The following is a 15,156-nucleotide window of genomic DNA, read 5'->3' as shown; positions in this document are numbered from 1 at the left end:
GTCCACCGGGGCAAGGCGTTCCTTGTACCGCAAGGACTTCTCGGTCCAGCGCACCACGATCCGGCCGCCCCGGACACCGGATTTCACCCTAAGCGGACCCCACAACCACCCGCCACCAGCGGTTTTCGCTCTCGGCGTACCCCGCCACCCCCGAATTCGCCCCAAAACCGGAAACCCCGAACCCGGGGTGCCGGTCCCGGGCCAGGGACGCGGGCTCCCGGTTTTGCCTGAACTTGGGCCCGGGGTCGCGCCCTTACTGATCGTTTTCTTCCTCGGGGGGTTCGAAGCCCTTGACGTCGTTGCGGTCGTCGCTGCTCGGGACATCGCCCGGCAGCTGGACAGTCTTCGACAGCGGGCCCGGCGTCCACATGCCCCAGTGCGTCTCCTGGTGCACGTCCATCGCCGCCTGCGCGGGCAGCGCGTCCGGCTCGTACGGGTCGACCGCGTACAGCGAACCCCAGTCGCGGTGGATGTTGTTCTTCAGGTACGTCGGCAACTCCCGCATGCTGGTCGCCACGTTGAGCCAGCCGAACGGTCCGCCCGCGTCCGGCGACGACCAGCCCTGCCCGATGTCGCGCACCTCGGCCCCGGCCGCCACCCGGAACTTCGGGATCTCGGCGATGCCGTTGTGCACGCCCGGCAGCTGCAGGCACGGGTTCACCAACGCGGCGGTCCATTCCACGAACGTCGGCTGGTCCTTGACGAAGTCGGTCATGTTCACCAGCTGCGGCGCCCGCGGCGCGCTCACTGCCACCCAGCCGTTCGGGCCCAGGGAGTTGTCGGTGGCCACCACCCGCATCTTGGTGGCGCCTTCGGACTTTCCGCCGAGGGTGAACCGGAAGTCCCGCCATGCCGGGCCGCCGCCCTGCACCACGTACCTGCGCTCGGTGATCAGGAATCCCTTGTCGGTGTCGTGGCCGAACTCCAACGCCACCGAGTTCGCGCCCAGTTCCGCACCGGCCAGCGAGAGCACCACCGGCACCTCGGTGTTCTTCGCCCGCTCCGGCAGGTCGTACCACTGGGTCCGCAACTCGCCGGTGCCGGTGCCGGTCGGGTCGTAGCTGCCCCAGACCGGCGCGTTGTCGTTGCCGAACTGGTGCGGCGGCTTCCAGTCCGGTTCCTGCGGGTCGGAACCGTCGCCGGGCGGCAAACCGGGCCGGTTGAAGCCGACCATCTTGGCCCGCAGGTACTGGTTGGAGTCTTCCTTGCCTTCCAGCCGCTTCGGCGGGACGCCGATGTCCTTGTCCTCGGACGGCGCGGCCATGCTCGGCTGATCGCTGGATACCCGCAGCATGCCGACCTGTGGGTTGGTCTCCACGTAGACGTAGTCCGACAGCCCGCAGCTGGAACCGACGATCTGCTTGATGTTGTCCGCGCCGAGGCTGTAGCTGCCCCACTGCTTCTGAATGACCTTGCCGAAGTTCGCCAGTTCGAACAGCACCAGCAAGGCGCAGATGATCGACAGCGGCGCGGTGCCCAGCCGCAGCGCCCGGCTGCGCTTTTCATCACGACCGAAGCGCTCGTCGACGACCTTCGGGTTGTTCTCGTCGATGCGCAGGTGCTCGATGAACGCCACGATGAGCGCGATGCCCGCGATTCCCAGGAAGATCGTGCTCAGGTTGTGGCCGCTGATCTGCGGCGGCATGTTGAACCAAGGCACGCCCCAACCCGAGACGTACCACCAGGCGTTCGGCCCGGTCGCCGCGAACGCCAGGATCACCATGAGCATCGCGAAGAACGCGGCGCGGTTGCGCTTGGACCGCAGCACGGTGCTGCTCGTGGCCAGCGCGGTCAGCGCCGCCAGCGCGCCGCCGAATGCGGCGAAAATACCGAAGTGGTGGGTCCACTTGGTGGGGGTCAGGATCAGCACCACGAACGACAGCGCGGTGACCGCCAGCAGCCGCCGGCTCGGGCCGAGTGCCGCCCCCCGGATCCGGCTGCGGCGAAGCAGCACCACCGCACAGGTCGCCAGGCACAGCATCACCAGCAGCACCGGGAAGCGGCGGGTCATCGAGCCATCCGGCGTCTGGCTGAACAGCAGGTTGTAGCGGCTGAGCTCCTCGTACCAGCTCTGGCTCGGGCCGATCTCGGTGCGCAGTTTGGTCGCGTCCATGACCGACTGCCAGGTCTGGTCGGCGAACACCAAGGTCAGGATCACGAATCCGGAAGCCGCGATCGGCGCCAGCACCGGTATCCAGCCGAACTCCTGGGCCCGCTTGCGCACCAGCCGGAACAGCGGCTTCATCGCGGCCACGAACGGCAGCACGGACACCATGCCGTGCGGGTTCGCTCCGACCGAGAGCGCCGCGACGACCAAGCCCAGCGCGGCCGGCATCAGCCGCCCGGTCGCCACGGCCCGCTCCACGGCGCACAACGCGAGCAGCGAGAACAGCACTACGACCGGCTCGGGTCGCAGGCCGTTGTTGTAGGGCAGCCAGAACGCCAAGAACACCGCTGCCGCAGCCCAACCCGCGGCGTTGCTGCGTCGCACCTGCTGGCCGAGCCGGGGGAGCACCTCGCGGCTGATCAGTAACCAGCTGACGATGCCCATCAGCAGCGCGGGCAACCGCACCCACGGCGTCGACGTCGACACCTGCACCCACAGCGAATACAGCTCGTAGAACCAGCCGAACGGGGCCTCGGGAACGCCGAACCAGCGGAAGTAGTTGCTGATGTAGCCGAAGCTCTCGCGGGCCCGCGCGATGGTCAGGATGTAGCCGTCGTCCGAGGTCATCGCGCCGATGACCCACCAGACGATCAGCGCGCCGATCACCGAGACGTCCCGGAATGTCGGCTTCCACCAACCGGCCGGAGCCAGCTTCGGCGGGCGCCGGCCGGCCCGCACGTCCAGCCGCCGCAGGCAGATCACCGAGCCGATGAAGGCCAGCACCGCGAGCACCATCGCCGCGACCTTGAGCGTGGTCGCATGGCTTTCGTAGCGGTTGTCGACGCGGGCCTCGAACGACAGGCCGCGCACGTCGTCCACGCCGTCCTTCAGGCTGGAGTAGATGCCGGTCAGCTGGGGACGCTGGTCGCCGCGCAGGTTCGCCAGCGACTCGTTGCCGACGCTGGCCGTGGTGCCGTAGGCGTCGGCGTGCAGCGAGACCGAGCAGTCGCCCGCCGGCAGCGGCACCGTGCCCACCTGCTGCCCCTTGGTCAGCATCGTCAGGTGGCTGTTGTCGACCTGCAACACGAGGCCCGTGAGATTGCCGTAGTCCGACGACGGCGGGTTCGTGCTCAGCAACGTGGCCGGGCCGGTGGTGCGCGCGTCGAGGCTGCGCACGGCCGCGCACGGCACTTCGGCGTTTAACCAGACCGGCGAGTAGCTGACCAGGGGGGCCGACACCGACTTGGTGCCCTCGGCCGTCGGCCACTTCAGGGTCGTGACGTTGTAGTTGACCGGAAGGAACGGCACGGCCAACGCGAGCGCCGTGCCGAGTAGCCCGAGGACCGACGCGAACAGCTTCAGCCGGAGGGCTGACGGTTGCCGGCGGTCTATTTCGGGGTGCGCCGAAGCATCATCCGTTCGGCGGCTTTCTTCCTGGCCACTGAGCACGGGTGGGAGAATAGTAGTTGCTGGTCCGGGCGCTTTCGCGGCGTTCGGCGGGTGTGCAAAGAAACACCCTGGCTAACGCCGTGAGCTGCGGTCTCAGGTTGCTCTAAGGACCGTCTCAGTGTTCCGTGACGGTACGGTGACCGATTCGTCAGCGGCGGAAGAACTTCTCCTGCTGACCTTGGCGGAGCAATCGCAGCCATTCCTTGAACGCTTTCGGGTCGCGGCGCTGGCCCACGAAGTACAGCCCGAACCGGAGCACCTCCAGCGCCCCGATTTTGCGCATTCCCGGCTGCGACAGCAGATACCCGCGGTTGCGGTAGGTGTAGTAGCGCTTCACCGAATCCGAGGGGTCCTGGGCGTGGAACCGGCCGCCCAGCATCGGCTTGAACTCCGCGGAACCATCAGGGTGCAGGAACCGGGTCCTCAGCGTGGTGCCGAACGGCAGCCCGGAGCGGACCACCCGGCGGTGCACCTCGACCTCATCGCCGCGGAAGAACAGCCGGTAGTCCGGCACGCCCACCACGTCGAGCGTCGAGGCGCGGAATAGCGCGCCGTTGAAGAACGAGGCGATGCCCGGCAGGAAGTCGCCCTCGCCGAGCTCGCTGACCCGGCGCTTCCAGGTCAGGCCCCGGCGCAGTGGGAACGCCAGCTTGTCCGGGGTGTCGATGTTGACCACCACAGGCGACACCGCCGCAAGCCGACGTTGCTTCGCGACCTCCAGCAGCGTCGCCAGGGCGTGCTCGTCGGCGGGACGACCGTCGTCATCGCCCAGCCACACCCACTCCGCGCCCAGCGACAGCGCGTGCAGCATGCCGAGCGCGAAGCCGCCGGCACCGCCCAGGTTGCGCTGCGAAACCAGGTAGGTCGACGGGATCGGGCAGTCGGCCACCACGTCTTGTGCGGGCTGCTCCGGGCCGTTGTCGACCACCACCAGATGGTCCGGCAGCCGGGTTTGGCTCGCGATTACCTTCAGGGACTCGGCCAGCAGCTCGCGACGGTGCCTGGTGACGATCACCGCGACTACGGACCCGGCAGGCAGCTGCTGTGCGGAGTCGGTGCTCATGAGCCTTCTTTGCTCCCGATCGTGGCCGCGGATTCGCCGATCCGGGCCAGGGTTTCCTCACTCAGGTGCTCGAAGGGGTCATACCCCTTGTAGTGGGTCAGCACCTCGCGCAGCGAACCCTGCTCGCGCATCCCGCCCTTGTCCATCCAGATGGCGGTGCTGCACAGCTCGATCAGGAATTCGTCGGAATGCGAGGCGAAGACCAGGATGCCGGATCGCTTGACCAGGTCGTTGAGCCGGTCCCGCGCCTTCTCCAGGAACTCGGCGTCCACCGCGCCGATGCCCTCGTCCAGGATCAGGATCTCCGGGTCGATCGAGGTCACCACGCCCAGCGCCAGCCGCACCCGCATGCCGGTCGAGTAGGTCCGCAGCGGCATCGCCAGGTAGTCGCCGAGCTCGGTGAACTCGGCGATCTCGTCAACCCGCTTCTCCATCTCCTTGCGGTTCATGCCGAGGAACAGGCCGCGGATGATGATGTTCTCGTACCCGGAGATCTCCGGGTCCATGCCGACCCCGAGGTCGAAAACCGGCGCGACCTTGCCAACCACCCGAGCACTACCCCGAGTCGGCTCGTAGATGCCGCTGAGCAGGCGCAACAGCGTGGACTTGCCCGCGCCGTTGTGGCCGACCAGGGCTACTCGGTCGCCGTGCCGCAAGGACAGGTTGATGTCGTGCAGCGCCTCGATGATCGGCACCCGGCTGTCGGTGCCGATCTTGCCGCCCGCCTTGCCCAGTACGGCTTTCTTCAGCGATCGGGACTTCGCGTCGAAGATCGGGAAGTCGACCGCTGCGTTCCAGACATCGATGCTGACCACAGTTGTTCGGCCTCACTCAGACCCAGTAGGAAACACGGGAACGGTAGTTGCGCAGGACAAGCAGGGCCAACACCCAACCCACGACGGTGATCACGCCGACCACCAACCAGTGGTGCCACACGATAGGAGTGCCGAGCATCGGCTGGCGGATGATCTCCAGGTAGTGCATGAACGGGTTGATCTCGGCCAGTTGGGCGCGTTCCGCGATCGCGGGGTTCGGGCTCGTCTTGAACTCGTCGTAGTTCCATACGATCGGAGTCATGAAGAACATCAGCTGGACGACGCTCTGGGTCACCGGCGGGATGTCACGGAAGCGGGTCGAGATCGTGCCCACGACGAGGATCACCCATGCGCCGTTCAGCGCCAGGACGGCGAACGCCGGGATGGCGAGCAGCGAGACCAGCGTGAGGGGCTTCGGGAAGACCAACATCAGCACGAAGTAAACGACGAGGTTGTGCGCGAAGAAGAGCACCTGACGCCACAGCAGCCGGAGCACATGGATCGTGACCGGCGCAGGGAGTTGCTTGATGAGGCCCTCGTTCGAGATGAAGACTTCGGAACCCTCGTTGATGCAGTTCCCGATGAAGCCCCAGATGATGAAGCCGACGGCCAGGTACGGGAGGTGGACAGCGAGCGGTTGGTTGAACAGCTGCGAGTACAGCAAACCGAGCGCGGTGACTGTGACGGCCATGCTGATGGTGATCCACAGGGGGCCGATTACCGAACGTCGATAACGCTGCTTGATGTCCTGCCAGCCGAGGTGCGCCCACAGCTGGCGCTGCCCGAGGGCGTCGCGGATGTCCTTGAAGGCTTTTCGCCAGGTCTGCGACGAAGTCTCGGCCGGGGCTTCGGGGCGGTCTACCGTGCTCGTGGACTGCACAGTGCGTCAGAGTACCGATCGTCGCGTTGCCCTCTGGCCGAGGGCGTCATCCGCGGCCTCCGTGAGGTTCGTTACTGCCAAGGAATGCTGCATGTGGGGTGCAGCCTGTCCCATTCGGGGTATCGGCCCGTAGCAGTGTCCCAAACGCGTGTTTGAAAACCCGTGGCCGACCCAACTGCATGTAGATACGGGCACGGGCATGGTGCTCAAGAGGTTGTCTAGATCATGTGATCGCCATGCCCGTGCCTACCTGCTGGCAGGCCTGACCGAGCTGGCCCGCCTTGTTTGACGATCTCGGATCACTGTCCAAGCAGATCGCGCACCTGGACTCGGGCAGGATTCGGAGAAAAGTCACATCCTGCTAGTCCCTTAGTGAGGCATTTACCGAGTCTAATATCTCTTAGGATCCATGCCAATCCGCGCGGTATTTTTACAGATTGGCGTAACCGCTTTCACGCAGGATTGGCACTCCCGGGATAATAACTCGGGTGTAGTAGGGCCCGGGGCCTCGATAAGCTCCCTTGGCCCAGACGGGAACCCCGTTATTGACACCCCCGCCTACAACGACCTCGTCGTCGAATCCCCATGAAACTTGCTTCCAGATGCTGACCCTGATCACCGAGCTACCATCACCGCTGACCCAGCCATCTGCGGCTATCTCGTTACCATTCCGCGAGGGGTAGACACTCCCGCATTGCCGCAGTTTCCCCTGCCGACGCGGCTCCTTCCGCGGCGGCGGACGCCGGAGCGATCAGACACGCCGTGGTCGCGGCGATAGCGGCGAATAGGCCGATTTTCCTGGACATAACGCTCCCAGTTATCTTCCCCAGGCCGGGGTCGCAATCGGAAACCCCGGTGAAGCGGTCACTTCACGGCTCACTATTTCACGCTGTCGGGGGGCGGTAACGGGATTGATTTGAGATCACCTAATCGGAGTAATCTAATCAGTTCGCGTGACACGGTTCCGTCTACGGATGTCCTTTACCATGCGGCGGTCAGCTAGCTGGTTCTGAGCCGCTTGCCTCGCCATGGTGTCTTTAACTTAGTTGATCCGGTCAGCTGGTCGGACGAAGATTAGTGCTGCCCTGGATCAAGGTCGCTCAGTCCAGGGCAGCACATGGCGTCATCGGGTCAAACAATGTCCGTCGTGGCCGTGTTGCCTTCTGTCTGTTACAGGTATTGGCCGGTGCCGCGGGCGTGGCCGGTTTCGCCCTCGCCCGTGCTGCCCATCGGCAGGCCGCGGCGCATCTGCTCCAGTTGCGCGCGGGCCGCCATCTGCTGGGCGAACAGGGCCGTCTGCAGGCCGTGGAACAGGCCCTCCAGCCAGCCGACCAGTTGTGCCTGGGCGATCCGCAGCTCCGACTCGGACGGCGTCGACTCCTGGGCGAACGGCAGCGACAGTCGCTCCAGTTCCTCGATGAGCTCCGGGGCGAGGCCCTGCTCCAGCTCGCGTATCGAGGACTGGTGGATCTCCTTGAGGCGGGTGCGGCTGGCCTCGTCCAGCGGCGCCGCCCGGACCTCCTCCAACAGCTGTTTGATCATGGTGCCGATGCGCATCACCTTGGCCGGCTGCTCGACCAGGTCGTTGATGTCCTCGCCGCGTTCCTGCTGTTCGTCGGCGTTTATGGCGGCCCCGATCGGCTTGCCGTCTTCGCCGACGACGAACACCTGCGGCCTGCCCTCACTCGGATCGTGGGTCATGTCTCCATCCTCGCCTGTCGGTGCCGGTGCTAAGAATTCAGGGTGCACCTCGCCCATGGGGCGGGCAGCGGGTGGGCGGCGCGAGTGATGCGATATTTGCCACCCGGCAGCGAGATCAAGTTGCCTCGTCCGTAACGTGTCCCCCATGGCGTTCGACGTCGCGGCGGTTCGCGGGCTCTTCCCCGCGCTGGGCGACGGGTGGGTCCACCTGGACGCTCCGGCGGGCATGCAGGTTCCCGAACAAGTGGCGACTGCGGCGTCTACCGCGCTGCGGGCCCCGGTATCCGGCCCGGGCGGGATCTTTCCCGCATCGCAGCGCGCCGAGGCGATCGTGGAGGCCGCCCGTCGCGCTATTGCTGACCTGGTGGGTGCCAACCCGGCCGGGGTGGTGCTCGGTCCGAACTCTGCCGTGCTTTTGCAGCGGCTCGCCGATGCGCTGGGCGACGGCTGGATGATCGGGGACGACGTGGTCGTCTCCCGGCTGGACCATCCGGCCAACGTCGCGCCGTGGCAGCGCGCGGCGCAACGCTCGGGCGGCACGGTGCGGTGGGCCGAGGTGGACATCGAGACCTGCGAGCTGCCGACCTGGCAGTACCAGGAGTTGGTCAACCCGCGAACTAAGGTCGTCGCGATCACCGCCGCGTCCGGTGCGGTCGGTACCCGGCCGGATGTGCGGCAGGCCGCGGAAGCTGCGGCTGAGCACGGCGCGCTGGTCGTGGTGGACGCCTCGTCCGCGGCGCCTTTCGTGCCGTTGGACATCACCGCGATGGGCGCGGACGTGGTGGCGGTAAATGCTTCGGCTTGGGGCGGGCCGCCGGTGGGTGCGCTGGTGTTCAAGAACGCGGCGGTGCTCGACCAGTTGCCGTCGTTGGCGTTGGAGCCCGGCGCGCGTGGACCGGAGCGGTTGGAGCTCGGCCCGCCCGCCTATCCGTTGCTGGCCGGGCTGGTTGCGTCGGTGGACTACCTGGCGGGTCTGGACGATGCGGCGGTCGGGCCGCGTCGGGAGCGCCTGTTGACCTCGCTGGGCTCGGTGAAGTCGTACCAGGCCGGGCTGCTGGCCAACCTGACCAACGGGCTGCGGAAGATGCGGCACGTGATGGTGATCGGCGACGCGATGCGGCGCGTGCCGTCCATGGCGTTCACGGTCAACGGCGTCAAGGCGGTGGAGGCGGTGGAGCACCTCGCGGAGCGAGGGGTGTGCGCCTTTGCGGACCCGGGCACGCACGGTGTGTTCGCGGTGCTCGGGGTCGGCGAGGTCGGCGGCGCGGTCCGCGTCGGCATGGCCCACTACACCAATGCCTCCGAAGTGGACCAGCTCGTCCGAGCCGTCGCCGAACTCGCTTGACGTCGGCCTGGGCGCGTTGGGATTGCGATTCCCATGGAAATCGCCGCTGGGGGCCAGCGGACAGCGCCGCCGCGGGTCAGCGCACGAGGAGGATCTTGCCGCGCACGTCGCCAGCCTCCAGCATCGCGTGCGCACGTGCGGCCTCCCGCATCGGCACCCGCGCGTGCACCAGCGGCCGCACCTTGCCCGCCTCGATCAGCGGCCACAGCCGCTCCCGCACGTCGGCGACGATCGCCGCCTTGCCGTTCGGCCCTTCGACCGGTCGCCCGCGAAGTCCGAGCACCGACATGTGCAGCCGCTTGACCAGCATCTTCCCCATGTCCAGCTCGGCCTTCCGGCCGCCCTGCAAGCCGATGACCGCCAGATGCCCGTCGGGGGCCAGGGCGGACAGATTGCGGTCCAAATAGGACGCCCCCATGTTGTCGAGGATGACGTCCGCCCCGCCGGCCTCCTTGACGACCGCGACGAAGTCCTCGTCCCGGTAGCTGATGACCGGGTCCGCGCCCAAATCGGCGCACAGCTGCCGGCTCTCGGCCGATCCGGCGGTGGTCGCTACTCGCGCTCCGAGCGCCTTGCCGATCTGGATCGCGCAGGTCCCGATGCCGCCAGCGCCACCGTGCACCAGCAGCAACTGTCCACTCCGGAGCCCGGCCTCCATCACGACGTTGGACCACACGGTGCAGGCGACCTCGGGCACCCCGGCGGCATCGACGAGGTCCACCCCGGCGGGCTTGGGCAGCACCTGCGCGGCGGGCACTGCAACCCGTTCGGCGTAACCGCCGCCCGCGAGCAGCGCGCACACCTCATCGCCGACCTGCCAGCCCGTCACGCCCTCCCCGAGTTCGGCGATGGTTCCCGAGCACTCCAATCCGGGAATCTCACTGGCACCCTTCGGCGGCGGGTAGTTGCCCTGCCGTTGGCTCAGGTCCGCGCGGTTGACCGCGCTGGCGACGATGTCGATGAGCACCTCGCCCGGACCCGGTCGCGGATCGGGGTGTTCGGTCCATTCCAGCACGTCCGGTTCGCCCGGCTCGCGGATCGAGATCGCGTACATACCTGCCGACGGTAGTCCGGTGCATCGCGGTTCGCGCCCGCCCACGTGACGCGCTTCCCGGCATGTGGTGCGAAAACCCGTGAACACTCAGACAATGCGGGAAAAATGGGAAAAATTCCCGGTTCTTAACTCTTCTCCGTGCGGACTTGACTTCGCTGCGTGATCCTCTCAAGGCTAGGCAACACAAATTCCACCCGAAGCGGGGAGCATGATGAGTTTGCGAACCATCACACCCAGGCGCTCGGCGGCGGCTCTCGCCGCAATCTGCGCGGCCGCGTTGTGCACCGTCACGCCCGCCACCGCGGCGCCGGCCGATCTCGGCTCGCGTATCAACGGCGACGCCGTGAACCGGCACCTGATCGCGTTGCAGCGGATTGCCGACCAGAACGGCGGGAACCGCGCATCCGGCCTACCGGGCTACGAGGCGAGCGTCGACTACGTGGTCGGCAAGCTCCGCGGTGCGGGTTTCGACGTCACCACGCCAGAGTTCACCTACCAGGCTTACTACCTCGATTCGTTCAGCCTGACGGTGGCCGGTCAGCCGACCGAAGGCGGCGTCCTGGAGTACTCCCGGGCCACCCCGCAGGGCGGCATCACCGCGCCATTGGCCGTCGCCCCGGTCGATGACACGCCGGGTTGCGAAGCCGCCGACTACGACGGCGCGGACATCACCGGGAAGGTCGTGCTGATCCGGCGCGGCTCGTGCACCTTCGCGCAGAAGCAGCAGGTGGCGGGCGAGCGCGGCGCCGTGGGCGCGATCATCTACAACAACGTGGACGGTCCGCTCAACGGCACGCTCGGCGACCCGGGAGCCGCGCGGATCCCGAGCGTCGGGGTCAGCAAGCAGGTCGGCGAGGCGCTCGCCGGGCAGGCCGGCGCCGAGGTGAAGCTGGACATCCAGTCCCGGCTGGAGACCGTCACCACCCGCAACATCGTGGCGCAGACCCGCACTGGCCGCCCCGACAACGTCGTGATGGCTGGTGCGCACTTGGACAGTGTCCCCGAAGGTCCGGGCATCAACGACAACGGCACCGGCAGCGCGGGCCTGTTGGAGACCGCGCTGAAGCTGGGCGGCAGCCCCAAGGTCAACAACGCGGTGCGGTTCGCGTTCTGGGGCGCGGAAGAGTCCGGCCTGGTCGGGTCGACGAAGTACGTGCAGAGCCTGAGCTTCGAGCAGCGGCTCGACATCGCCCTGTACCTGAACTTCGACATGATCGCCTCGCCGAACGCCGGCTACTTCGCCTACGACGGCGACGACTCCGACGGCGTCGGCGCCGGGCCGGGACCGCAGGGATCCGGGCAAATCGAGCGGGATTTCATCGCCGCGATGGCCGCGCAGGGCATCGAGGTGGAAGGCAACGACTTCGACGGCCGCTCGGACTACGGTGAGTTCATCGCGGTCGGGATTCCCTCCGGCGGGCTGGACACCGGCGCCGAGAAGCTCAAGACCGAGGCGCAGGCGGCGAAGTGGGGCGGCACCGCGGGCGTCGCCTACGATCCGAACTACCACTCGGCGAAGGACAACCTAGCCAATGTGGACCGGGTCGCGCTGGAGCGGAACGCGAAGGCTCTCGCGACGGTCGTCGGCGGCTATTCGCAGAGCACCGAGGCGGTGAACGGGATGCAGAGCCGCGCTCAGCGCGCGCAGCTGCGGGCCGCGCAGGGCACCCTGATGGCGCAGCACCACGCCCCGACGGAGCCCAAGGTCCCGCACGGCCACAACCTCGCCTGACCGGCCGTTTTTCGAGTTTCGGTGCACTATGGCCGTGAGTCCTTCGGGCAGCTAGCCCAAGGACTCACGGCCCCGAACCCGGGCCGCCATCCCCGATGCGCTTCCGCCGAAAGGACTGCGTCGTGAAACGTGTCGTCCTCGCCGTCGCCGTCCTCGCTGCCGTGCTGGTAGTACCCGTCGCGACCGCGGCCGAGCCGGTTCGCTTCGCGACGTTCAACGCGTCGCTCAACCGCGCCACCCAGGGCAAACTTCTCGCGGATCTGTCCGAACCGGACGATCCGCAGGCCCGCAAGGTGGCCGAGGTCGTGCAGCGGGTCCGCCCGGATGTCCTGCTGCTAAACGAGTTCGACTACGTCGAAGGCGGCGCGGCGGTCGATGCGTTCCGCGCTAACTACCTGGCGCGGGGCCAGCGCGGCGCCGATCCGATCGACTACCCGTACGTCTACATCGGCCCGGTGAACACCGGAGTGCCGTCCGGGATGGACTTTGACAACGACGGCACGATCGGCGGCGGTGGCGACGCCTTCGGCTTCGGCGCGTTCCCCGGCCAGTACGGCATGGCGGTGCTCTCGAAGTACCCGATCGGCCAAGCCCGCACATTCCAGCGGTTCCGGTGGATCGACATGCCGGGCGCTCGACTCCCAGACGACCCGGCGACGCCGCGGCCCGCGGACTGGTACTCGCCGGAAGAGCAGCGGTCGCTGCGACTCTCGTCGAAGTCGCACTGGGACCTGCCGATCCATGTCGGCGACAAGACCGTGCATTTCCTGACCTCGCACCCGACGCCGCCGAGCTTCGATGGCTCCGAAGACCGCAACGGCCTGCGCAACCAGGACGAAATCCGCTTCTGGGCGGACTACGTCACCCCCAGCCGGGCCGACTACATCTACGACGACGCGGGCACAACCGGCGGTCTGGCGCCGGGGGCCCGGTTCGTGATCGCCGGCGACCAGAACTCGGATCCGCTCGACGGCGACAGCAACGGCGCCCGCCAGATCCTTTACGCGCCTCGCGTTATCGATCCGCTGCCGGGCAGCGCTGGAGCGGTCGAGGCGAGCGCGGCCCAGGGCGGTGCCAACGAACACCAGCTCGGCGACCCGTTCTTCGACACGGCAGACTTCACCGACGAAGCGCCCGGCAACATCCGCGTCGACTACGTCCTGCCGTCGGCGCCCTTGATTCCGCTGCGCTCCGGGGTCTTCTGGCCGGCCTCGGGCGACGAACTGGCCCGGCTCAACGACGCTTCGGACCACCACCTCGTCTGGACCGACCTCATTCCTTAGATCAGGGGACGGCCGGGACCGCCGGATTCCAAGTTCAGGTAAAACTCGCCGCAGCGCAAAGAACTGGCTCCTTCGCAACCTCTTGACGTCGTTGGTCAACTCAGGGGCAGGGTGTGAGTCGTCGCGCTCGTGGCGGTGGCGTAATCGCCGAGTCCCGGCTTGGCCGGCCGGCGGGCGACCAGCAGTGCGAGCACGACACCACACGCGGAGAAGACCGCAAGCGCGATCGACGCTAGCGACAGGCCGCCGGCGAGCGCGTCCGCGAGTGCCGCGCCGCCGGTTTCCATCCTACTGGCGACCTTCGCGTAGATCCCGGCGACGACGGCCGTCATGACCGCCCCGCCGACGTAGCGCGCCATATTCGAGATCCCGGAAGCGGCGCCCACCTGTTCGCGCTTCACGGCGGCAGTGGCGACCGCCGATGAAGGACTGTTGGAAAGCGCCAGCCGCACGGCGACACCGATCAGCGGAAGGACGAACGCGCCATACCCCCAGGAAGGCCGGACTCCGGCGAGGACCACGAATGCGGCGGTCAGGATCACGAAGCCCGCGACGATGACCGGACGCGTCCCGAAGTAGTGGGCCAAGGGGGCGACCAGCGGCGCGATGAAAACCACCACCGCAGCGAGCGGCAGCGTCGCCAAACCCGCTTGCAAGCTGGTCATCCCGAGGGTCTCCGGTGCCTGGAAGTACAAGCTCACCAGGAAGCTGAGCGCGGCGATCGCTCCGGCCCCGATCAGGATCGCGCCGGTCGCACCCACGAGGAGCATGTTGCGCAGCAGGGCGAGGTCGACCAGCGGGGCGGCCACGCGCCGTTCGACCAGCACGAACCCGATCACGGCCAGTACCGACAGGACCAGGCACAGCAGGGTGGGCGGCGACAGCCAACCCCAGGACGATCCCTCGGTCATGGCGAACACGAACGGCACGAGCGCGGCGGCGACCAGGCCGGTACCCGCCAGATCGATCTTCCGTGGGCGGTCCGGGTCGCGGGATTCCGGGACCGTGCCCATCGTGACCGCGATGCACGCGACGGCGATCGCCGCGTCGATCCAGAACAGTCCTTGCCAGCCGGTGAATTCGTTGAGCACACCACCGAGCACCGGGCCGGCCGCGGCCCCGGCCGCTGCGGCGGCGCCCCAGAGGGCGACCGCCCGCATCCGTGCGGCACCGGAGGACGCCACCGACAGCAAGCTCAACCCGCAGGCCAAGATCGTTGCGCCGGCCGCGCCCTGAATCAGGCGACCGAGCACGACCTGCAACCCGGTCCCGGCGAGCGCGATGAGCACGCAAGACAGCACGAACAGGGCAAGCCCCGCGAGGAACAACCGCCGCCGCCCGAAGACGTCGCCCAGCGCCCCGGAGGTGACGATCACGGCGGCCCCGACCAGGAGGTACCCGGTGACCGCCCACTGCAGCACCTCGACGGGCGTCCCGAGGTCGGCGCTGATGGACGGGATCAGGATGCTCACCGCGGAGGTGTTCGCGTTGACGACGAACGTGGACAAGCACGCGGTCGCCAGGGGACCCCGTCCGGGCCGAATGCCGGGTTCCGCGCCACCCACCACCGCGGCGTCGGTCGGCCCATCCGGCCCGGTGGAGTTCGGCTTGCTCATACCGCAACAATTGCCCAGCGCCGACATCCGACGAAGTACCGAAAGACCCGGTCGGAAACCACCTCGAACGGCGGCACCGGCAACCAACAGCGGAGCCCGGCGGGAGACCAC

At 67.7% G+C, this 15,156-nt stretch carries 10 protein-coding genes; 3 read left to right on the top strand and 7 right to left on the bottom strand.

Annotated elements, in window-relative coordinates:
* Positions 1-253 precede the first annotated feature (253 nt).
* The 5 genes from BJ970_RS08265 to BJ970_RS08245 form a co-directional block, all read right to left on the bottom strand.
* Positions 254-3,556, bottom strand: a complete 3,303-nt coding sequence (locus BJ970_RS08265) for an arabinosyltransferase domain-containing protein (protein ID WP_184725602.1) — start codon at positions 3,554-3,556, stop codon at positions 254-256.
* 148 nt (positions 3,557-3,704) lie between these two features.
* Positions 3,705-4,619, bottom strand: coding sequence for a galactofuranosyltransferase GlfT1 (gene glfT1, locus BJ970_RS08260; protein WP_184725600.1), 915 nt, complete (start codon positions 4,617-4,619; stop codon positions 3,705-3,707).
* Entirely contained in the window at positions 4,616-5,434 is an 819-nt protein-coding gene (gene wzt, locus BJ970_RS08255; protein WP_184725598.1) for a galactan export ABC transporter ATP-binding subunit Wzt/RfbE, read from the bottom strand. The genes glfT1 and wzt overlap by 4 nt, the downstream gene beginning before the upstream one ends.
* A gap of 16 nt (positions 5,435-5,450) precedes the next feature.
* On the bottom strand, positions 5,451-6,314 hold the full coding sequence (wzm, locus tag BJ970_RS08250) for a galactan export ABC transporter permease subunit Wzm/RfbD (protein WP_184725596.1): 864 nt from the start codon (positions 6,312-6,314) through the stop codon (positions 5,451-5,453).
* 1,170 nt (positions 6,315-7,484) lie between these two features.
* On the bottom strand, positions 7,485-8,015 hold the full coding sequence (locus BJ970_RS08245) for a bacterial proteasome activator family protein (RefSeq protein ID WP_184725594.1): 531 nt from the start codon (positions 8,013-8,015) through the stop codon (positions 7,485-7,487).
* A 145-nt stretch (positions 8,016-8,160) separates the two neighbouring features.
* Here BJ970_RS08245 and BJ970_RS08240 point away from each other — a divergent pair, with 145 nt between their 5' ends.
* The gene (locus BJ970_RS08240; RefSeq protein ID WP_184725592.1) at positions 8,161-9,360 is read left to right on the top strand and encodes a cysteine desulfurase-like protein; all 1,200 of its coding nucleotides are present in this window, start codon (positions 8,161-8,163) and stop codon (positions 9,358-9,360) included.
* A gap of 76 nt (positions 9,361-9,436) precedes the next feature.
* Here BJ970_RS08240 and BJ970_RS08235 read toward each other — a convergent pair whose 3' ends face one another.
* Positions 9,437-10,414, bottom strand: a complete 978-nt coding sequence (locus BJ970_RS08235; protein WP_184725590.1) for an NAD(P)H-quinone oxidoreductase — start codon at positions 10,412-10,414, stop codon at positions 9,437-9,439.
* A 211-nt stretch (positions 10,415-10,625) separates the two neighbouring features.
* On the opposite strand from BJ970_RS08235, the gene BJ970_RS08230 reads away from it, so the two are divergent.
* Positions 10,626-12,146, top strand: a complete 1,521-nt coding sequence (locus BJ970_RS08230; protein WP_184725588.1) for a M28 family metallopeptidase — start codon at positions 10,626-10,628, stop codon at positions 12,144-12,146.
* Positions 12,147-12,268: 122 nt separating this feature from the next.
* A complete protein-coding gene (locus BJ970_RS08225) occupies positions 12,269-13,429 on the top strand; it encodes an endonuclease/exonuclease/phosphatase family protein (RefSeq protein WP_312864158.1) in 1,161 nt (386 codons plus the stop codon).
* 95 nt (positions 13,430-13,524) lie between these two features.
* Here the strand turns inward: BJ970_RS08225 and BJ970_RS08220 are convergent, their stop codons facing one another.
* Positions 13,525-15,045: an MFS transporter gene (locus BJ970_RS08220; RefSeq protein ID WP_184725585.1), complete on the bottom strand. Its 1,521-nt coding sequence runs from the start codon at positions 15,043-15,045 to the stop codon at positions 13,525-13,527.
* Positions 15,046-15,156 lie beyond the last annotated feature (111 nt).

This window comes from Saccharopolyspora phatthalungensis (genome assembly GCF_014203395.1).
In the GTDB taxonomy this organism is placed as follows: domain Bacteria; phylum Actinomycetota; class Actinomycetes; order Mycobacteriales; family Pseudonocardiaceae; genus Saccharopolyspora; species Saccharopolyspora phatthalungensis.
The sequence above is the reverse complement of the archived record's forward strand: the minus strand, read 5'-3'. Positions and strand labels throughout refer to the sequence as shown.

Excerpts from the sequence above, each read along its gene's own strand:
- BJ970_RS08245 (WP_184725594.1), bottom strand. The coding sequence starts at position 8,015 with ATGACCCACGATCCGAGTGAGGGCAGGCCGCAGGTGTTCGTCGTCGGC.
- glfT1 (WP_184725600.1), bottom strand. The coding sequence starts at position 4,619 with ATGAGCACCGACTCCGCACAGCAGCTGCCTGCCGGGTCCGTAGTCGCG.
- BJ970_RS08240 (WP_184725592.1), top strand. The coding sequence starts at position 8,161 with ATGGCGTTCGACGTCGCGGCGGTTCGCGGGCTCTTCCCCGCGCTGGGC.
- BJ970_RS08220 (WP_184725585.1), bottom strand. The coding sequence starts at position 15,045 with ATGAGCAAGCCGAACTCCACCGGGCCGGATGGGCCGACCGACGCCGCG.
- BJ970_RS08230 (WP_184725588.1), top strand. The coding sequence starts at position 10,626 with ATGAGTTTGCGAACCATCACACCCAGGCGCTCGGCGGCGGCTCTCGCC.
- BJ970_RS08235 (WP_184725590.1), bottom strand. The coding sequence starts at position 10,414 with ATGTACGCGATCTCGATCCGCGAGCCGGGCGAACCGGACGTGCTGGAA.